The sequence below is a fragment of the Allorhizobium sp. DMC15 genome (assembly GCF_056314065.1).
Window position 1 is genome coordinate 138,651 of sequence record NZ_JBQUZB010000001.1, and the last position, 19,127, is coordinate 157,777.

Consider the following 19,127-nt stretch of genomic DNA (forward strand, 5'->3'; position numbering starts at 1 on the left):
CCTCTGATGCGTTGCATGTTGCAAGTTCACCCCGGCTGCTTGCCAGCTCTCCCCCGACCAAAGGACGAGCCACCCCGTGCCCGACAGACGCTCCCCTCTTTCTCCCCTGCGCAATGAGTTCTACCGGCGGATCTGGCTCGCCAGCATCTCCTCCAATCTCGGCGGGCTGATCCAGGGTGTCGGGGCCGCCTGGATGATGGCCTCGATCTCGACCTCGGAAAACATGGTGGCCTTGGTCCAGGCCTCCAACACCGGGCCGATCATGCTGCTCTCGCTGGTCGCCGGCGCCATTGCCGACAGTTTCGATCGTCGCCGCGTGATGATCGCCGCCCAGCTCTTCATGATCACGGTTTCGGCCCTGCTCACGCTCTTCGCTTTCCTCGGAATGATCACGCCCTGGTCGCTTCTCGGCTTCACCTTCCTGATCGGCTGCGGCACGGCGCTGAACAATCCAGCCTGGCAGGCCTCGGTCGGTGACATCGTCCCGCGGCAGGATCTTGCCGCCGCCGTCTCGCTGAACAGCATGGGCTTCAACATCACCCGCAGCGTCGGTCCGGCCATCGGCGGCATGATTGTCGCCTTTGCCGGCGCGGCCGCCGCCTTTGCGGTCAACACCGTCTCCTACTTCGCGATTGTCTACGCGCTCTTTCGCTGGAAGCCGGATTATCCCAAGAACCCTCTGCCGCGCGAACAGCTGGGCCAGGCGGTCTGGGCCGGCATGCGCTACGTCTCCATGTCGCCCAATCTCGGCAAGGTGCTGTTTCGCGGCTTCGTCTTCGGCCTCACCGCCACCGCCATTCTCTCCCTGCTCCCCATCGTGGCCCGCGACCAATTGTCAGGCGGCGCCTTGTCCTATGGCGGCCTGCTCGGCGCCTTCGGCTTCGGCGCCATTCTCGGTGCCCTCGGCAACCAGCGCCTGCGCGAGATCCTGTCGAGCGAGGATATCGTCCGCGCATCCTTCGCCGGCTTCGCGCTCGCAGCCGCCATCACAGGGATCAGCACCTCGATCTGGCTGACGGCCGCAGCCCTGGTCCTGGCCGGCGCCTGTTGGGTTCTCGCCCTGTCGCTGTTCAACACGGTGGTCCAGCTTTCGACGCCGCGCTGGGTCGTGGGACGGGCCCTGTCCCTCTACCAGACAGCCACCTTCGGCGGCATGGCGACGGGCAGCTGGATCTGGGGCGCCGTGGCGGAAAACTCCGGCTCCCCGGAGGCTCTCGTCGCCTCCAGCATCCTGATGATAGTAGGCGTCGCCATCGGTTTCTTCCTGCCCATGCCGGCCTTTGCCACCCTCGATCTCGACCCGCTGAACCGGTTCAACGAACCCGCCCTGCGGCTCGACATTCGTCCGCGCAGCGGCCCGATCGTCATCCAGATCGATTTCGAGATCGCCGATGCGGACATGCCGGAATTCCTGGCGGTCATGGTCGAGCGCCGCCGCATCCGTCTGCGCGACGGTGCCCGCAACTGGACCTTGATGCGCGATCTGGAAAACCCCGACATCTGGACTGAAACCTATCACGTCCCGACCTGGGTGGATTACGTCCGCCACAACCACCGGCGCACAAAGGCCGATGCCGAGATCACCGACCGTCTGCTGGAACTCCATCGCGGCGCCTCACCGCCGCATGTCCATCGCATGATCGAACGGCAGGCCATCCCTCCCTCGGATGACGTGTTCCACCAGCACCCGATTGATCACCCTTGAACCACGACAACCGCTTGGGAATAAACCTCATCCCTCTGGGCCTGTGCTTGGAAGGAAGGACGGCCAGCTTTCCCAAAAGAGAGAAGAAGAGCTCGCTCACTCCGCTCATTCCGAACGCACGGCGGCGCGGCCGGGTTAAGCCCTCCCCCTTGTGGGGAGGGTGGGGAGGGGTCTTCTCTTAATAGAAGTCTCTCTAGACTCATAAGGGGGAGATTGGCTCAGCGCAGTTTCGCCTTAAGGCTTTCGCTGGGATAGCAGGTTGGTCGCATGCCCTGCCGCGCCTGCCATTCGCCGAGCGACCGCCGCGTCTTGTAGCCCGGAAGCCCGTCGACTTTGCCGACATCATAACCCTGAGCCACCAGCGCCTGCTGCATGGCGAGCACGTCGGAGCGCAGCATCTTGCCGACATCGCCCCACGCGCCCTTGAAGGCGCCGCCGCCGGAGCCGATCCGGTCGGCCAGATTGCCGATGAACAGGGCGTAGAGGTCGGAATTGTTGTATTCCTTGATCACGTAGAAATTCGGCGTGACGATGAATTCCGGGCCATGGGTCCCGGCCGGCACCAGCATCATGGCCGACAGCCCGGTTTCATTCGCCGGAAAGCCCTTGCCCGAAACCCGGCGAATGCCTTCCCCGGTCCAGACGGAAACGAGCTTCGCCCGATCGGGTCCCTCCTGCGCGCAGGACACATCGTCCGGGATCACTACCTCGAAACCCCAGTCACGACCCCGCTGCCAACCGCTCTTCACCAGATAGTTGGCCATAGAGGCCAGCGCATCCGGCACCGAATTCCAGATGTCACGCTTGCCGTCGCCATCGAAGTCGACGGCATATTTCAGATAGCTGCCCGGCATGAATTGCGGCTGGCCGAGCGCCCCGGCCCACGAACCCATCATTCGTTCCGCCGCCACGTCGCCGCCTTCGATAATGTGCAACGCCGAGATCAGCTCCTGCTGAAAGAGCGGTTTGCGCGTCGACATGAAGGCCTTCGTTGCCAGCACGTCGATCGCCCGGTAGGGCAGTTTGGCTTTGCCATAGCCGGATTCACGGCCCCAGATCGCCAGAAGGACTGATCCCGGAACCCCATAGGTCGCCTCGATCTTGCGCAGCGTCGAGCCATATTGTCCGGCAAGCGCCCGACCGGTGGCCGCGAGCCCCTGCAGCCGCTTTTCGGAGAAATAGCTCGCCGGCGAGGAGAACTCTGCCTGGGTCTGCGCCTGTTCCTTCGGCGGCGTCGTGCCCGGCGGCACGAGATCCGGCAGATCCCAATTCAGGGTCACGCCTTGCATGGTCATGTCGAAAACCGACTTTTCGATGCCCCCGACTTTCGCAGCCTGCCAGAGATCGGTTGCGATCCAGCGCTGGAACTGCGCCTCCACCTCTGCTTTTGAGGGCGCAGACAAGGCGCTGGTGGCAGAGCCGAGCAAAATGCCGGCAAGGGTCAACAGACGGCCTGGCAGAGAAATCAGTCGCAGCATGTTTGCCTCCTCAAAGGAGCGGTCAGATCGCCGTCCGGGCGCGAAGGGCAGCAGACAAGGTGCCTTCGTCGAGATAATCGAGTTCGCCACCCACGGGAACGCCATGGGCGAGCCTTGTGATCTTCACGTCGAGCCCCGTCAGGTGGTCGGTGATGTAATGCGCCGTGGTCTGCCCCTCGACGGTCGCGTTGACCGCGATGATGATCTCACGGATCCCGCCCTTGGAGACACGGTCGATCAGCCCCTTGATGTTGAGATCATCGGGTCCGACTCCATCGAGCGGCGACAGTGTTCCCCCCAGCACGTGATAGGCGGCATTCATCGCGCCGGCCCGTTCCAGCGCCCAGAGATCGGAAACATCCTCGACGACGATGATCACCGACTGGTCGCGCTGCACGTCGGTGCATACGGTGCAGGGATCGATCGTATCGACATTGCCGCAGCACGAGCAGATTTTCACCTTGTCATAGGCTTCGCCGAGCGCATGACCGAGCGGCCCCATGAGCTGGTCACGCTTCTTAATCAGGTGCAGCGCCGCGCGGCGGGCAGAGCGGGGACCAAGCCCCGGCACTTTCGCCAGAAGCTGGATCAGTTTCTCGATTTCGGGGCCGGTGACTCGTTTTGCCATGGCGGCGTTTCTAGCCCATATAAGAAAAGAACGGAATCGCAGAACAGGACGTCTCCGATGAAAATCCTCGCAGTCTGCCTCGGCCGCCCGGAAACCCTTCCCGGCAAGAAGTACAAGACCGGCATCAACAAGCTCGCCATCCAGGGCCCGGTCATGGTCGATGCCGAAGGCCTCGTCGGCGATGCGATCCTCGACCGCAAGCACCATGGCGGTGTCGATCAGGCCGTCTACATCCAGGGCAGCCTCGACATCGACTGGTGGAGCCGCGAACTCGGTCGGGAGCTTCACTACGGCATGTTTGGCGAAAACCTCGTGATCGAAGACCTGGAGAGCCAGAGGCTCGCGGCCGGCGATCGCTTCGCCATCGGCGAGATCCTGCTCGAAATCACCTCGCCCCGCATGCCCTGCGCCACCTTTGCCGCTCACATGGGCGACCCGAAAATCGTCAAGCGCTATACAGAGGCCGCCCGTCCGGGCGCCTATGCCCGTGTGCTCAAGGGCGGCATGGTCGAAGCCGGACAGCCCGTCGTCTACACCCCCTATACCGGCGAGCGCGTCACGATGCAGGACATGATGGCGACCTATGGTCGGAAGCTGAGCGAGACTGATCGCGCCCGTTATCTCTTGGCACCCGTCCACTACAAGACCCGGGACGCGATCCTCGCCGGCGAGATATAGCCTGCGCCGAAGGTCTAACCTCCCACCGCTTTACCCCGGCGCGCCTTGCCGCCATCATCCCGCCCGCAGGGAGGCGTGATGGACCAGACGAAGACTGACCTGACCTGTCCCGACGGGATCAGGCTCACGGGCCATTGGTGGCTGAAGCCCGGAGAAATCCGGCGAGCCACGGTGATCATCAATCCGGCAACGGGTGTGCACGCTCGCTACTACCATCGCTACGCCGCCTTCCTGGCCGCCCATGGCTTTGCCGTTCTCACCTATGACTATCGCGGCATAGGGCTTTCGCGCCCCGAAAACCTCGAAGGCTCCACCTTCACCTGGCGGCAATGGGGCGAGCAGGATTTCGACACAGCGCTTCGCCATGCCTTGGAGACGGACGAATCCGGGCGTGTCCTCGTTGTCGGCCATAGCATCGGCGGTTTCCTGCCGGGCTATTCGCCGGCCGTCGGGCGCGTGACGGCCATGCTGTCGGTCGGCGGCCAGTATGGTTATTGGGGAGACTATCTCCCGGCGCGGCGCCTGCCGCTGTTTCTCAAATGGCATGTCGCGATGCCGGCAGTAACCCTGGCCCTCGGCCATTTCCCCGGCAAGCGCCTGGGCTGGCTCGAGGATCTGCCGAAGGGTGTTGCCTATGGCTGGGGCTTGCAGCAGGGCAGGGCCGAACAGGGGCTGTCGCGCGCGGCAGCTGCAGTCATGCGCGATCGTTTCGCGAGCGCGACGGGCCCGATCCTCAGCGTCACCATGTCGGACGATGAATTTGCGACGCCGAAAGCGATCAGCCGCGCCATGCGCTACTATCGCCGCGCCCCGGTGACCAAGGTGCTCCTCGCACCGCAGGACCTCGGCCTTGACCGGGTCGGTCACTTCGATCTCTTCCACGCCCGCCATCAGGACGGCTTCTGGCGTCAGAGCCTCGCATTTCTGCGAGAAGGGAGAAACCCTTGGCAAGATCGGGTCTATCCCTGACAGACCCGATCCGGTATGGTTATCAGAACGGCAGCTTCATGCCGGGCGGCAGCGGAATGCCGGCGGTCACCGAAGCCATCTTTTCCTGGGTCTGCGCTTCCACCTTGTCCTTGGCGTCCTTGTGAGCGGCCACGATCAGGTCTTCGAGGATCTCGACCTCGTCTTCTTTGAACAGCGACGGATCGATCTTGACGCCGCGCAGCTCGCCCTTGCCGGTGAGCACGACCGTCACCAGGCCACCGCCGGACTTGCCCTCGATTTCGAGTGCGGCGATTTCCGCCTGCATCTTCTCCATCTTGCCCTGCATTTCCTTGACCTTGCCCATCATGCCCATGATGTCGCGCATCGTCGTCTCCTTGGTCCTGTGTCGATTAGATATGGCGCGTCGCGCTCTAGAATTCGATGTCGTCGCCGGGAAGGATATCGCCCTCGGCCGATTCCGCCGCAGGTGGCGGGGCGACCGGCGTCTCGTCGTCGTCGATAGCCTCGGCCTTGATCCTCACGTCCGTAATCTTTGCGCCCGGAAAGCGGGACAGGATCGCCGCCACGTCGGGGTCTTGTCGCGCATCCAGCAAACGGGCAGCCCGCGTCGAATTCTCCGTCTCGACCAGGGTCGGCGAGCCGGCTTCGTTCGACAGTGTCACCCACCAGTTGATCCCTGTCCACTCGGTCAGCCGCAGCTTCAGCTCGTTGACGATTGTCGGCGGGCATTGTGCCTCCAGCCGGATCTCCAGCCGCCCCGGCTCTATCTTGACGAGATGCACGAACTGCCGAAGCTGGGCGCGCAGCACCGGGCTGCGGTTCTTGGTGCAAAGATCGGCGATATCGTCGAGCGAATTGACCGGCACCAGCATCGCCGGCACGTCCTGAACCTTCGGCTGAACTGTTTCCATGCCGCGCGGCAGGGCGTCGCCCGCCGGCACGCTCTGCAGATGGGCGACAGGCTGGCTCATGGCAGAGCGCGGAGCGCTGTCCGGCGAAGGCTGCGCGATCGCCTGAACCCGCATGGCCATGGAGGCGCCACCACCACTGCCGTTCGGGCGCGGCGCGGAAGGCGCGTTGTCCCCGCCTTCGCCATTCGACATCTCGAGCAGGCGCCGCGCCGCATCCTCGGGCGAGGGCAGATGTGCTGCATGCGCCAGTCGGATCAGCACCATTTCGGCCGCTCCGGCCGGCCGCGAGGAAGCCTCGACTTCGGGAATGCCCTTGAGCAGCATCTGCCACATGCGCGACAGCGTGGTCACGGCCACGCTGTCAGCCAGTTCGCTGCCACGCACCCGCTCCGCTTCGCTGAGCGAGGGGTCCTGCGAGGCGGACGGGATATATTTGAGACGGGTCACCAGATGGGTGAAATCGGCAAGATCTGTCAGAACGACCGAAGGATTAGCACCGGCCTCGTACTGGCTGCCGAATTCCGACAAGGCGGCGACCACGTCGCCGCGCACCACATGCTCGAAGAGATCGACGATACGCGCGCGGTCGGCCAGCCCCAGCATGGCGCGCACGGCATCGGCATGGACCACGCCGCCGCCATGCGCGATCGCCTGGTCGAGCAGCGACAGGCCGTCGCGCGCCGAGCCTTCGGCAGCGCGGGCGATCATCGCCAGCGCCTCTTCCTCCGCCTCGATGCCCTCCTTCGATGCAATGGTCGAAAACAGCCCGACGAGATCACCGGCACTGATCCGCCGCAGATCGAAACGCTGGCAGCGGGAAAGAACGGTGATCGGAACCTTGCGGATTTCGGTCGTCGCGAAGATGAACTTCACATGCTCTGGCGGCTCTTCGAGCGTCTTCAACAGCCCGTTGAAGGCCGCCGTCGAAAGCATGTGCACTTCGTCGATGATGTAGACTTTGTAGCGTGCCGAGACCGGGCGGTAGCGCACCTGCTCGATGATCTCTCGGATATCGTCGATACCGGTATGCGATGCCGCATCCATCTCGATCACGTCGACATGCCGGCCTTCCATGATCGCCTGGCAGTGTTCGCCGGGGATGCGAAGGTCGATCGTCGGCTTGTCGATCTCGGCTGTCTTGTAGTTCAGCGCGCGCGCCAGAATGCGGGCCGTGGTGGTCTTGCCCACCCCACGCACGCCGGTCAGCATATAGGCCTGGGCGATACGTCCGGTCTCGAACGCATTGGTCAGCGTCCGCACCATCGGCTCCTGGCCGACCATCAGGTCCGTGAAATCCTTGGGGCGATATTTGCGGGCAAGAACGCGGTAGCCGCCGGGGGCGGGCTTGGCCTCTGCAGTCGGCTCGAAATCGCTCATCGCGTTGCCAGCTTCCCCGTCGCCCGCAGCCGGGCATGGCACGGCCCGAGTTGGAAACAAAGGCCGGAAATGAAGATGAGGTGGGAGGCTGGCACGATGACCCGTGCCGCGCTCGTTAGGGCTGCTTCCTTCCGGACCTGACCCGGTTGGCGAGTGGCTCGTCCACCACCAACCTCCCGAGGAGACATATCGGCAATAACGTCGCCAAATGCAAGCCAAGCGCCAAAAAAACTGCTAGCCTCGATCAAAACGTTCCGGAGAGAAACACCGTGCAGCCCTTCACCCTGGATGAGCGTCTTGGTCGAGACAGCGAGTCGATCCTCAAACTCGGCCTCTGCGACCTCAGACTGGCTAGAGACAGCCGCTGGCCCTGGCTGATCCTCGTGCCCCAGCGAGCCGACGTGTCGGAGGTCTTCGATCTGACGCCGCTCGATCAGGCCGTCCTCACCTTCGAGCAGTTGACGGTCGGTGCCGCGCTGAAAAAGGCGACCGGTGCGGACAAAATCAACATTGCCGCGATCGGCAACATCGTGCGCCAGCTTCACGTCCATGTCGTCGCGCGTTTCGAAAATGACCCGAACTGGCCGGGCCCGATCTGGGGTTTCGGCCAGGCCATCCCCTATGAGGAAAAGGCCTTTGAGGCCATGAAAAACAGGATCCTTGAAGCATTCCAATGAAGAATTCGATTTTCCTCAACCGTGCCCCGCATCTCGAACCCAGCGAACTCACCGCCTTCTCGGGCAACAAGCTCGACCGCGACAGCGAACATCGCGACGAGACCACGCTCGAAACCGCGCTGAAGGTCGAGGGCACCCACATCCTTGCCTTCTCCGGCACCCAGCTCGTCCTGAAACACGATGGCCAGGTGCTCGATCCGCTGTTTGCCCCCTACGAACTCGCCGAGCTTCAACCGAATTTCGACGATGCGATCCTGCTGGGCCACCAGCCTTCCGGCGAACCGCGCCTTGCCGTGCCCGTCAGTGTTGAACCGGAGGCACTCGCCGCCCACTACAAGCCGGCCGATCCCCGCGCACTCTTCCGCGACGCTCTTGTTGGTGACGAACTGCTCGGCGAAGTCGCCCAGGCGCTCAGCCTCCTGCGCTGGAATGCCGACAATAAGTTTTGCGGCCGCTGCGGCGGCACGATGGAAACCCTCATCGGCGGCTACAAGCGCAAATGCACCGCCTGCAGCCACGAGATCTTTCCGCGCACCGATCCGGTTGCGATCATGCTGGTCGTCGATGAAAAGCAGGATCGGTGCCTGATGGGGAGGAGCCCGCGCTTTCCGGCCGGCATGTATTCCTCGCTCGCCGGTTTCGTCGAGCCGGGCGAAACGATCGAAAACGCCGTTCGCCGCGAAACACGCGAGGAATCGGGCATCACCGTCGGCCGCGTCCGCTATCACGCCTCGCAACCCTGGCCGATGCCGCACCAGCTGATGATCGGCTGCTACGGCGAGGCGACGAATGTCGACATCACTTTCGACACGACGGAACTGGAGGATTGCCGCTGGTTCACCCGCAAGGAAATCGGCGCGATGCTGTCGGAAGGCTCATATGACGGGCGGTCGCTGCCGATCCAGGGCACCATCGCCCGCAGGCTGATCGAAGACTGGTACGAGTGGCGGCACTGAGCCGCCATAACCGAATGCGCTTTCACGGTTCTCACCACGCTGTCGTGTGGTTTACCTATCTATTCTTTGCCGAGGAGTTGTTGCCTTTGCAGGAAGGAACAGTCCTACGAAGTGGACGATCAGAACTTGAACTAACTGAACAAGGGTGAACAAGAGCCAACCCGAAAGGAACAGAGAGAACCAGAACTGTTGCGCGAATTCATTCGGTGGCAGGCCCTTTCCCAGCCAGGAACATCCACCTTGCGAACCGTTAATCGTCGGCAAGTAGGAGTGCATCATAAACACGAAAGCACTCAGCGGCAGTGACATGATGACGGCGAGTGCCATCATCTTTTTGCTTAGGTGCTCTCTGCCGACATATGTTCGAATTTGGCGGTGGCCAAAAACAATCAAATTTCCGAGGCTGATGAATGTGAAAGCAAGGCAGCCTGCTATGCCGAGCAGGATTGAGCCCACATAGGCGTGACCGTTGTATCCAGCATAGCTGGAGACGGCTTCAAGGTCGCAGGCCAGTCTTGGGTAAAAGACACTGAGGAAAGAAAGCAATCCAGTCGCGTCTGTCCCAGTGTAGTAGCTGGCTATGTAGGCCAGCAAGGGAATGCCGACGAGCGGCAGAGTCAGATAGCCCCGGCTGAACAAACGAACATAGGACTGACTTAGTTCGCTCACGCCGGTGTCGCCTTAGAGCTTGCCGCGCATTTCATGCGCCTTGTAGACGCCCAGGATACGGACCTTTTCCGAGAAGAAACGCAGCTCTTCCAGCGCCCGCTTGACCGGCGCGTCCTCCGGATGTCCCTCGATATCGGCATAAAACTGAGTCGCGATGAATTTGCCGCCGATCTGGTAGCTTTCGAGCTTGGTCATGTTGACGCCATTGGTGGCAAACCCGCCCATCGCCTTGTAGAGGGCTGCCGGAATGTTGCGGACGTTGAACACGAACGTGGTGATGAAGCGCTCGTCCTCGCTCACCCGTTTCGGCTCGTCCTCGTCACGCGAGAGCACGACGAAGCGCGTCACGTTGTTTTCCGAATCCTCAACGTTCTCTGCCAGGATCTCCAGCCCGTAGAGCGAGGCCGCGAGCCGCGGCGCGAGCGCCGCCATCGTCCGGTCGCCCTTTTCGGACACGAGTTTTGCCGCCCCTGCCGTATCGCCGGCAACGACCGCCTTCCAGCCATGGCTGCGGATGATCTTGCGGCACTGGCCGAGCGCATGAATGTGGCTGTGCACGGTGCGGATCTCGTCGAGCTTCACGCCCGGCAGCACCATCAGCTGGAAGCGGATCGGCATGAAATATTCGCCGACGATATGCAGGCGCGACAGCGGCAGCAGATAGTGGATGTCGGCCACGCGACCGGCCAGCGTGTTCTCGATGGGGATCATCGCGAGATCCACCTCGCCCGTCTCCAGCGCCACGAAGGCATCCTCGAAGGTCGGGCAGGGCAGCGGCTCCATATTCGGGAACATATCCCGGCAGGCCATGTCGGAATTGGCGCCGTAGTCGCCCTGGAAGGAAATCTTGTTCGTGGGAGCCAAGGGATCAGTGTCCTGCGTTGGAGGATGCGGAAAGGATGTGGCGCGCCTTCTCGAGATCGGCGGGCGTGTCGACGCCGAGCGGCACGGTCTTCACCACCTCGACATCGATGCGCATGCCGGCCTCGAGCGCGCGAAGCTGCTCGAGCGACTCGCGTCTTTCGAGCGTCGACGGCGAAAGGGAGACGAAGCGTTCGAGCGCTGCGCGGCGATAGGCGTAAAGCCCGATATGGTGATAAAGCGGCCCGACACCGTAAGGAGCGGTCGCGCGGGTGAAATAGAGCGCCCGCAGTCTGTCGCCGGAAATCGGTGATCCCACGACCTTCACGACATTCGGATTGGTCTTTTCCTGCTCGTCCTCGATCTCCACCGTCAGCGTCGCGATGTCGACGGCTGGGTCTTGAAGCGGCCTCAGAGCGGCGCGGATCGTTTGAGGATCGATCGTCGGCAGGTCGCCCTGGACATTGATGACGATTTCTGCGCGCCCTTCCGGATCGACCTTGCTGAGCGCCTCGAAAATCCGGTCGGAACCCGACTGGTGGTCGACCCGCGTCATCACCACCTCGAAGCCGGCAGCCGCGACTGCGTCATAGGTCCGCTGGTCGTCAACGGCGACAATGATTCGCCCGACATCGGCTTCCTGCGCGCGTTTTGCCACCTGCACGATCATCGGCAGTCCGGCAATGTCGGCCAGCGGCTTGCCCGGCAAACGGGTGGATGCCATGCGGGCGGGGATGAGGACCAGCGTTTCACCGCTTTTGCCGTTATTCATGGTCCTAACCCCTTCAAATCACCGCACAGAAGTGTCAAAAAGTCCCAGTTGCGGGACCATAATCGTGTTGCATGTCTTATGCAAAAGACATAGGTTCCGCGCGATTTCAAGATCGTCCGGTTGCTGATCGGCTGGCTGCATGGGGAGCTTTGCAGATGAACTCTAAAATGAATATGGCCGTCGGTGCCCTTCTCGGGACCGTCTTCGTGCTGATGACCGTGTCCATCGCTTCGGAAGGTATTTTCCATTCGGAAACGCCTGAGAAGGAAGGTTTCGCCATCGTTGCCGAAGCAACCGAAGCGCCGGCTGCCGAAGAGGCCGCTGCTGCGACGCCGATCGCCGTCTTGCTGGCCAGCGCCGATGCTGCGACTGGCGAAGGCGTCTTCAAGAAGTGTGCGAGCTGTCATAGCATTGAGAAGGGCGGACCGAACAAGGTCGGTCCGGACCTGTGGGGCGTTGTCGGCCGTCCGATCGCCAGCCACGAAGGCTTCAGCTATTCGGCCGCCATCACCGAATTCTCCAAGGGCCAATCGGAGCACTGGACCTTCGACCACCTCAACGCCTTCCTGACCGCGCCGAAGAAGCACATCCCGGGCACCGCCATGGGCTTCGCTGGGATCAAGAAAGACGACGAGCGCGCCAACCTGATCGCATATTTGAACAGCCAGTCCGACAGCCCGCTGCCGTTGCCGGCTCCTGACGCTGCCGCTGCCCCGGCAGCCGACGCAGCACCGGCCGATGCCGCTGCCGCACCGGCAGAGGCTCCTGCGGAAGCCGCGCCTGCCGCACCGGCAGAAGCACCTGCCGAAGCCGCTCCGGCTCAGCCGGCAACGCCGTGATCGGCGAACGCTGAACGCTTCTGATTTGCCCATTCATGCGCCCGGCCCTCGTGGTCGGGCGTTTGCGTTTCTGGTTCTCAGAGCAGCAACAGAGCCCACAGCGAGACGCTGAGAACACCGACGGCGGTGGAGAGCGTAATCACCGACGCGGCAAGTCCCTGGCCGACGCCGAACCGGTTGGCAATCAGCCAGGCATTGATGCCGGTCGGCACCGAGGATGTCAGCACCAGCGCTGCGGTCCATTGCGGCGACAGCCCCAGCAGATGCGAAGAAAGCCAGACGGTTGCCGGCATCACCACCAGCTTCACCGTCGAAATCGACCCCGCGATCCGCATATTGCCCAGCATGCCGTATTTGTTCAGGGTCATGCCAAGCGAAATCAAGGCGAGCGGTGCTGCGGTTCCGGCAACCTGGCCGACCAGCCCGTCGATCATCTTGGGCAGCGGCCCGCCCAGCAACTGCACCACCATGCCCGCAATCAGCCCGATCACCAGCGGATTGCGCAGAAGATTGAGGCCCACCTGCCGGGAGACGGCGAGAATGCCGTTCGAAGGCTGGCCGCTCGTCTTCTGTTCGGCACGCTCCATCAGCACGGTCCCGATGATCATCATCAGCGGCAGGTGGATGGCGAGCAGGATCGACATCGCGACAATCCCGTCGGGCCCGACGGTTCGGTCCACCAGGGGAAGGCCGATGAAGACATTGTTGGCAAAGGCCGAGGACACGCCGGCCAGCACGCCTTCCCGCCGGTCCCGCCCGAAAAGCCGGGTCGCGATCAGATGACCGATCGTCCAGGCGACGAAGACGCCGGCGAAATAAGAGACCCACAGCCGGAAGGGCGAGGCCCCATGAAAATCGGCATTGGCAATGGTGCGAAACAGCAGCATCGGCACCGCCACATTGAAGACGAAGGCCCCGAGCCCGTCACCGACCGAAGCCGACAAGATCTTCAGCCGCACCAGCAGAAAGCCGAACAGGATCAGAATGAAGATAGGAAGGACGTCTTGGGCAATGGCGGTCATGAAATGGCGACTCGTCTGCTGAGGAAGATCCATTCATAGGAGCAGGCCAGGGTTGCGCCAACCGCAAACGCGTCGCGAGTACAAGATCGCGGATCTAGACGTGCGAGAGGAAGGGACCCCAGAACGTCAAAAAGCAGGCCTTGCCTGCTTTTCCGCTCGGATCATCCGAGATGTGGGTCGCCGCCAGTACATCCGTGGTCGGTACCCGAAAGGAAAGCCCTGATGGCTTTCAGGAGTGGCGGGGGAGCGCCACTCGCATCTCCGGATAACCCGGATGAGTGACATGCACATGACAGTGGCCGCAAAGCCGTCTTTTCTCTTTCCTAACCGATAAAAACGACTATGACCGGCGAGCGAGAAATTCGGAGCCCCTTTCCATGAGCCAGTTCGATGTCCTGACCGTCGGTAATGCGATCGTCGACATTATCTCCCGCTGTCAGGACCAGTTCCTGATCGACAACGGCATCACCAAGAGCGCGATGAACCTGATCGACGCCGAGCGTGCCGAACGGCTTTATTCCCTGATGGGCCCCGCCGTGGAAGCCTCGGGCGGTAGTGCCGGCAACACCGCCGCCGGCATCGCCAGTTTCGGTGGCAAGGCCGCCTATTTCGGCAAGGTCGCCGAAGACCAGCTCGGCCACATCTTCACCCACGACATCCGCGCCCAGGGCGTGCATTTTGAGACGGCGCCCGGCACGACCCAGCCGCCGACCGCCCGCAGCATGATCTTCGTCACCGAAGACGGCGAGCGTTCGATGAACACCTATCTCGGCGCCTGCGTCGAATTCGGCCCTGAGGATGTCGAGCCCGAGGTCGTCGCCCAGTCCAAGGTCACCTATTTCGAAGGCTATCTCTGGGATCCGCCGCGCGCCAAGCAGGCGATCCTCGATTGCGCCCGCATCGCCCATGAGAACGGCCGCGAAATGTCGATGACGTTGTCCGACAGCTTCTGCGTCGGCCGATACCGCGAAGAATTCCTCGACCTGATGCGCTCAGGGACTGTCGATATCGTCTTCGCCAATGAGCAGGAAGCGCTCTCGCTCTATGAGACCGATGACTTCGCCGAAGCGCTCACCCGCCTGTCGCAGGATTGCAAGCTGGCGGCCGTCACCATGGGCGATCAGGGTGCCGTGGTGGTCAAGGGTGATGAGCGCATTCGCGTACCCGCAACCCAGATTGCAAGCCTCGTCGACACGACGGGCGCCGGCGATTTGTTCGCCGCCGGCTTCCTCTTTGGTTACACGCAGGATCGCACGCTGGAAGATTGCGCCCGCCTCGGCTGTTATGCCGCCGGCATCGTCATCCAGCAGATCGGCCCGCGCCCGATGATGTCCCTGAAGAAGGGCGCTGCCGAGATCGGCCTTATTTGAAGGCCTCGCCCGGATAGGCGCCCCAGATCTCTTCCTGCGAAACCCAGCCGGTGACGCCTTGCGTCTCGGCCTTGCACCAGTTGCCGTTGCACTCTTCGATCTTGACGACGACGCCGGGCTCGAGCTTGGCGATCACGGCAGCCGAAGACATCGAATCGCGCCGCATCATCACATAGACATTGCTGCCCTTGCCGCGCATCCAGGGGGCGGCCACGGCGGTGCGCTGACCGGATAGAAGCGTCTGGCTCACCCAGCCTTCGGTCCCGTCGGCATCGCGGATCTGCCGCCAGTTTTCATATTCGCGGATGATCTCGACCGGCAGGCCGGACTTCAGGTAGCGCCAGGAGACGGCATAGTCCGTGCTCGGTCCGATCCTGAGATTGACCTTTTCCGCTTTCAGACTGACGAAACGCGGCAGCGGCAGGCCGCTCGACCCCTTGGTGGTCGATTGGGTAAGACCCGGCTGCGTCCCTGCAATCAGGAACAGGACAAGCGCACCGGAGAGAAGGCTGACTCGGGACAGGTTCGCAAACATGGTCGTTCCGGACTAAGCAATGGAAACAAAGGACTTATCTGGCCCTTCGGGGCGGGCTGACGACGGGCCCGGGACAAATCCGCGACGCCGCGACGAGTTTTGTTTGTCTTCCCCGACGGGTTTGCTAGAAATTGCCCTTCAAGGGAGAGAGTATCCTCCGCGTTGGTTAACGAGTTCTGAACAAGGCATCGAACCATCCCATGACGAACAGGAAAAGACCCTCGGTCTATATCACCCGGAAACTGCCTGACGCCGTGGAAACGCGCATGCGCGAGCTCTTCGAAGCCGAGCTCAACATCGACGACAAACCCCGCACGCGCGAAGAGTTGATCGCCGCCGTGAAGTCCTGCGACGTCCTCGTTCCGACGGTCACCGACCGAATCGATGCAAGTCTGATCGACGAGGCCGGGCCGCAGCTCAAGCTCATCGCCAGCTTCTCCAACGGCACCGATCACATCGACATCGATGCCGCCGCCCGCAAGGGCATCACCGTCACCAATACGCCGAATGTGCTGACCGAAGACACCGCCGACATGACCATGGCGCTGATCCTCGCCGTGCCTCGCCGCCTCGTTCAGGGTGCCCGTGTCCTGATGGACCGTCCGGGCGAATGGGAAGGCTGGTCGCCGACCTGGATGCTCGGACGCCGCATCTGGGGCAAGCGCATCGGCATCATCGGCATGGGCCGTATCGGCACGGCCGTTGCCCGGCGCGCGAAGGCCTTCGGCCTGTCGATCCATTATCACAATCGGAAGAGGGTCAATCCGGCCACCGAAAACGAGCTGGAAGCGACCTATTGGGACAGCCTGGACCAGATGCTGGCGAGGGTCGACATCGTCTCGGTCAATTGTCCCTCGACGCCCGCCACCTTCCATCTTCTGTCCGCCCGCCGTCTCGCACTGCTGCAGCCGACCAGCTACATCGTCAACACCGCCCGTGGCGACATCATCGACGAGGATGCGTTGATCCAGTGCCTGCGTGAGGGCAAGATCGCCGGCGCCGGCCTCGACGTGTTCGAAAAGGAACCCGCCGTCAACCCGAAGCTGGTCAAGCTCGCCAACGAGGGCAAGGTCGTGCTTCTCCCCCACACGGGATCGGCCACCATCGAAGGCCGCATCGACATGGGCGACAAGGTGATTATCAACATCCGCACCTATTTCGACGGCCACCGCCCGCCCAACCGGGTCTTGCCCAACCGGGCTTGAGCGCAGGATCCGAGCGGCCTTATCCCAAAGGCTTCTTCATCTCGATAAAGGTGACGCGGTCATAACCCGGATGGGCTTTTTCCGCCGTTTTGCCGAACCCCCAGGCGCCGAAGCGGCGATGGTTTCCTGTAAGCTCGATCCGCGTCTCCAGCCTGAGTGCCGGCAGCGATAGCGTGTCCGCAAGCGCCTCCGCCTCATCCATCAACCGCCGCCCGATGCCGCGCCCCTGCGCGGAAGGCTCGACGGCCAGCTTGCCGACATAAAGGCAATCCGCCTCCGGTCGCAGATAGATGCAGCCGACCGGCACACCTCCGTCGAGTGCCACATGACCAATCTCGTCGCGGGCCTTCTTTGCCAGGCTCTCCGCCGTCAGCCGATGCGCGGAGGAGGGCGGGTCGATCACGCCGTCCATATAGGCGAAGGATCGGAGGATGAGCGCCAAAAGCGCCTCATGATCGTCGTATCCACCCGTGCCGATCCGCTGCAAAATCACCATCTCGAGCTCAACCTCGTCTCTTGTATCGCACCGTATCGAACCGGGCCGAAAGCCCGTCATACATCAAAAGCCTGCCGACAAGCGGCTCGCCGATCCCGGTAATCAGCTTGATCGCCTCCATCGCCATCAGCGTGCCGATCACCCCGGTCAGCGCCCCGATCACCCCCACTTCGGCGCAGGACGGAATGAGCCCCTCCGGCGGCCGCTCCGGGAAGAGATCGCGGTAGCGCGGATAAAGCGTGCCATCCGGTCCCGCCTCGTAAGGTTTCAGCACCGTCACGGTCCCGTCGAAGCGTCCCACGGCCCCCGTCACCAGCGGCACCTTCGCCGCCTCAGCCGCATCCGCTGCCGCATAACGCGTCTCGAAATTGTCGGAGCCGTCGATCAGAAGCGTCTGGCCCGCCAGGTGATCTCTCGCAAAATGCGCGTCGAACCGCTCCTCGAAGCGGATCACCCGGCAATGCGGATTGAGCCGTGCAATCGCCCGCGCCGCACTCTCCGTCTTCTGCTCTCCCAGCGTACCGGTGTCGTGGATCACCTGCCGCTGCAGGTTGGAGAGCGACACCCCGTCATCGTCGACGATCGACAGCCTGCCGACGCCAGCCGCCGCCAGATATTGCAGCACCGGCGATCCGAGCCCGCCGGCCCCGATCACCATGACCCGCGCCGCCTTCAGCAATTGCTGTCCATGCCCGCCAACCTCGGGCAGCAGGATATGGCGGTGATAGCGGGAGATTTCCTCGGGCAGCAGCGGGTCCATGGTCACCATCCTGCCATTGCTTCGTGGTCATTCAAAGTCGTCTCAGACATCGAGGCTGCCATCCTCCACGGTGACGATCTGCGCCCGGTCCCCGAGCGCCGAAAACATCGCGACATCTGTCCCGGTCATGAAGGCCTGGCCTCCAAGCGCATCGATCCGGTCAAACAGCGCCGCCCGCCGCCCTTCATCGAGATGCGCCGCGATCTCATCCAGGAGCAGGATCGGCGCAAAGCCCGTCATCGTCGCCACCAGCCGCGCATGGGCAAGGACCAGCCCGATCAGCAGGGCCTTCTGTTCGCCGGTCGAGCAGCGCTCCGCATCCATGTTCTTTTCGATATGGCGCACGGTGAGATCCGCCCGGTGCGGCCCCTCCAGTGTGCGCCCCGCCGCCGCATCCCGGTGCCGCGATTGCGCCAGCACTTCGATGTAACGTTCTTCCAGCTCGAAGGCCGGCAGGTCGCCGAGCTCGTCGAGAAACCCGGTCAGGGAAAGCTCGGCCGAAGGAAAGGGCGAAGTCTGCCGATCGGCCTCGATCAGTCCGGCCAAGAGCCCCAACATCTCGCGCCGCGCCGCCGCCATCGCAACCCCGAGTGCTGCCATCTGCTGTTCGATACCGGACAGCCAGGAGGGGTCGAACCGCCCCTCGGAGAGCAGCCGGTTGCGGCTACGCATCGCCCGCTCGAAATCATTCGCCCGCCGTCCATGCGCCGGGTCCAGCGACAGCACCAGCCGGTCGAGAAACCGTCGCCGCTCGGCCGATGGTCCGGTGAACAGCCCGTCCATCGCCGGCGTCAGCCAGAGGATACGCAGATGGTCGGTGAGATCGTCGACGGATTTTGCCGGTGAGCCGTTGATCCTGAGCCGCCGAACCAGATTGTCCTCTTCCGTGGTCTCCGTGCCGGTGCCGATATCCGCCTCGCCGTTCATGCCGTCGATCGAGGCAAAGATGGTGAAGGAGGCTTCCGCCCCGATTCGCGGCATGTCCGACAGAACCGCCCGCCGCAGGCCTCGACCGGGGGAGAGAAGCGAAATCGCCTCCATGAAATTCGTCTTGCCGGCGCCGTTCTTGCCCACCAGCACCACATGCCGCCCGTCCAGCAAGAGGCCGGCCTGGGTGTAGTTGCGGAAATCGGTGAGCTTCAGCCGCTGGATAAAGGTTTTCTGTGTCATCGGTCGCATCAGTTGCAGCACTCTGAGCTAGGCCGATTGCGCGCCCAAGGCAAGGTGCAGCATGTTT

The 19,127-nt window shown here is 62.8% G+C and carries 20 protein-coding genes and 1 other RNA gene; 8 read left to right on the forward strand and 13 right to left on the reverse strand.

The window, feature by feature from the left end:
• Positions 1 to 76: 76 nt before the first annotated feature.
• A complete protein-coding gene (locus tag ACT53S_RS00635; protein ID WP_142072444.1) occupies positions 77 to 1,705 on the forward strand; it encodes an MFS transporter in 1,629 nt (542 codons plus the stop codon).
• 218 nt (positions 1,706 to 1,923) lie between these two features.
• Here the strand turns inward: ACT53S_RS00635 and ACT53S_RS00640 are convergent, their stop codons facing one another.
• The gene (locus tag ACT53S_RS00640; protein WP_476065558.1) at positions 1,924 to 3,183 is read right to left on the reverse strand and encodes a lytic murein transglycosylase; all 1,260 of its coding nucleotides are present in this window, start codon (positions 3,181 to 3,183) and stop codon (positions 1,924 to 1,926) included.
• Between the two features lie 22 nt (positions 3,184 to 3,205).
• A complete protein-coding gene (gene recR, locus ACT53S_RS00645; protein WP_113376960.1) occupies positions 3,206 to 3,811 on the reverse strand; it encodes a recombination mediator RecR in 606 nt (201 codons plus the stop codon).
• Positions 3,812 to 3,868: 57 nt separating this feature from the next.
• On the opposite strand from recR, the gene ACT53S_RS00650 reads away from it, so the two are divergent.
• Positions 3,869 to 4,489: an MOSC domain-containing protein gene (locus ACT53S_RS00650; protein ID WP_476065559.1), complete on the forward strand. Its 621-nt coding sequence runs from the start codon at positions 3,869 to 3,871 to the stop codon at positions 4,487 to 4,489.
• A 78-nt stretch (positions 4,490 to 4,567) separates the two neighbouring features.
• Entirely contained in the window at positions 4,568 to 5,458 is an 891-nt protein-coding gene (locus ACT53S_RS00655) for an alpha/beta hydrolase family protein (protein ID WP_476065560.1), read from the forward strand.
• 22 nt (positions 5,459 to 5,480) lie between these two features.
• Here the strand turns inward: ACT53S_RS00655 and ACT53S_RS00660 are convergent, their stop codons facing one another.
• From ACT53S_RS00660 to ffs, 3 genes are all read right to left on the reverse strand, one after another.
• Positions 5,481 to 5,804, reverse strand: coding sequence for a YbaB/EbfC family nucleoid-associated protein (locus tag ACT53S_RS00660; protein WP_113376963.1), 324 nt, complete (start codon positions 5,802 to 5,804; stop codon positions 5,481 to 5,483).
• A 46-nt stretch (positions 5,805 to 5,850) separates the two neighbouring features.
• Entirely contained in the window at positions 5,851 to 7,728 is a 1,878-nt protein-coding gene (locus tag ACT53S_RS00665) for a DNA polymerase III subunit gamma/tau (RefSeq protein WP_476065561.1), read from the reverse strand.
• Between the two features lie 80 nt (positions 7,729 to 7,808).
• Positions 7,809 to 7,905, reverse strand: an RNA gene (gene ffs, locus ACT53S_RS00670) — signal recognition particle sRNA small type.
• Positions 7,906 to 7,997: 92 nt separating this feature from the next.
• Here ffs and ACT53S_RS00675 point away from each other — a divergent pair.
• Together ACT53S_RS00675 and nudC are read left to right on the forward strand one after the other, a co-directional pair.
• Positions 7,998 to 8,405: an HIT domain-containing protein gene (locus ACT53S_RS00675; RefSeq protein WP_476065562.1), complete on the forward strand. Its 408-nt coding sequence runs from the start codon at positions 7,998 to 8,000 to the stop codon at positions 8,403 to 8,405.
• Entirely contained in the window at positions 8,402 to 9,361 is a 960-nt protein-coding gene (gene nudC, locus ACT53S_RS00680; RefSeq protein ID WP_476065563.1) for an NAD(+) diphosphatase, read from the forward strand. The genes ACT53S_RS00675 and nudC overlap by 4 nt, the downstream gene beginning before the upstream one ends.
• Before the next feature lie 51 nt (positions 9,362 to 9,412).
• On the opposite strand, the gene ACT53S_RS00685 is transcribed toward nudC, so the two are convergent.
• Genes ACT53S_RS00685 through ACT53S_RS00695 form a run of 3 tightly spaced genes read right to left on the reverse strand, consistent with a single transcriptional unit; the run spans position 9,413 to position 11,663 of the window.
• Positions 9,413 to 10,030: a hypothetical protein gene (locus ACT53S_RS00685; RefSeq protein WP_476065564.1), complete on the reverse strand. Its 618-nt coding sequence runs from the start codon at positions 10,028 to 10,030 to the stop codon at positions 9,413 to 9,415.
• Between the two features lie 12 nt (positions 10,031 to 10,042).
• The gene (locus ACT53S_RS00690) at positions 10,043 to 10,894 is read right to left on the reverse strand and encodes a prephenate dehydratase (RefSeq protein WP_476065565.1); all 852 of its coding nucleotides are present in this window, start codon (positions 10,892 to 10,894) and stop codon (positions 10,043 to 10,045) included.
• A 4-nt stretch (positions 10,895 to 10,898) separates the two neighbouring features.
• Positions 10,899 to 11,663: a 3-deoxy-manno-octulosonate cytidylyltransferase gene (locus ACT53S_RS00695; protein ID WP_476065566.1), complete on the reverse strand. Its 765-nt coding sequence runs from the start codon at positions 11,661 to 11,663 to the stop codon at positions 10,899 to 10,901.
• 155 nt (positions 11,664 to 11,818) lie between these two features.
• Between ACT53S_RS00695 and ACT53S_RS00700 the strand changes: the two genes are divergently transcribed.
• Positions 11,819 to 12,502 (forward strand): c-type cytochrome, encoded by a 684-nt coding sequence (locus tag ACT53S_RS00700; RefSeq protein ID WP_476065567.1) that lies wholly within the window; start codon positions 11,819 to 11,821, stop codon positions 12,500 to 12,502.
• Between the two features lie 77 nt (positions 12,503 to 12,579).
• Here the strand turns inward: ACT53S_RS00700 and ACT53S_RS00705 are convergent, their stop codons facing one another.
• Positions 12,580 to 13,524, reverse strand: a complete 945-nt coding sequence (locus ACT53S_RS00705) for an AEC family transporter (RefSeq protein WP_476065568.1) — start codon at positions 13,522 to 13,524, stop codon at positions 12,580 to 12,582.
• A gap of 377 nt (positions 13,525 to 13,901) precedes the next feature.
• Here ACT53S_RS00705 and ACT53S_RS00710 point away from each other — a divergent pair, with 377 nt between their 5' ends.
• Entirely contained in the window at positions 13,902 to 14,894 is a 993-nt protein-coding gene (locus ACT53S_RS00710) for an adenosine kinase (RefSeq protein ID WP_476065569.1), read from the forward strand.
• Here ACT53S_RS00710 and ACT53S_RS00715 read toward each other — a convergent pair.
• The gene (locus tag ACT53S_RS00715; protein ID WP_142072469.1) at positions 14,887 to 15,429 is read right to left on the reverse strand and encodes an SH3 domain-containing protein; all 543 of its coding nucleotides are present in this window, start codon (positions 15,427 to 15,429) and stop codon (positions 14,887 to 14,889) included. The two genes, ACT53S_RS00710 and ACT53S_RS00715, sit on opposite strands and share 8 nt — an antisense overlap.
• 200 nt (positions 15,430 to 15,629) lie before the next feature.
• Here ACT53S_RS00715 and ACT53S_RS00720 point away from each other — a divergent pair, with 200 nt between their 5' ends.
• The gene (locus tag ACT53S_RS00720) at positions 15,630 to 16,634 is read left to right on the forward strand and encodes a 2-hydroxyacid dehydrogenase (protein ID WP_142072471.1); all 1,005 of its coding nucleotides are present in this window, start codon (positions 15,630 to 15,632) and stop codon (positions 16,632 to 16,634) included.
• Positions 16,635 to 16,653: 19 nt separating this feature from the next.
• On the opposite strand, the gene ACT53S_RS00725 is transcribed toward ACT53S_RS00720, so the two are convergent.
• Genes ACT53S_RS00725 through recF form a run of 3 tightly spaced genes read right to left on the reverse strand, consistent with a single transcriptional unit; the run spans position 16,654 to position 19,060 of the window.
• The gene (locus tag ACT53S_RS00725; RefSeq protein WP_476065570.1) at positions 16,654 to 17,130 is read right to left on the reverse strand and encodes a GNAT family N-acetyltransferase; all 477 of its coding nucleotides are present in this window, start codon (positions 17,128 to 17,130) and stop codon (positions 16,654 to 16,656) included.
• A gap of 7 nt (positions 17,131 to 17,137) precedes the next feature.
• Positions 17,138 to 17,890, reverse strand: a complete 753-nt coding sequence (locus ACT53S_RS00730; protein ID WP_476065571.1) for a molybdopterin-synthase adenylyltransferase MoeB — start codon at positions 17,888 to 17,890, stop codon at positions 17,138 to 17,140.
• 42 nt (positions 17,891 to 17,932) lie between these two features.
• Complete coding sequence (recF, locus tag ACT53S_RS00735) at positions 17,933 to 19,060, reverse strand: DNA replication/repair protein RecF (RefSeq protein WP_476065572.1); 1,128 nt, start codon at positions 19,058 to 19,060, stop codon at positions 17,933 to 17,935.
• Positions 19,061 to 19,127: the final 67 nt, after the last annotated feature.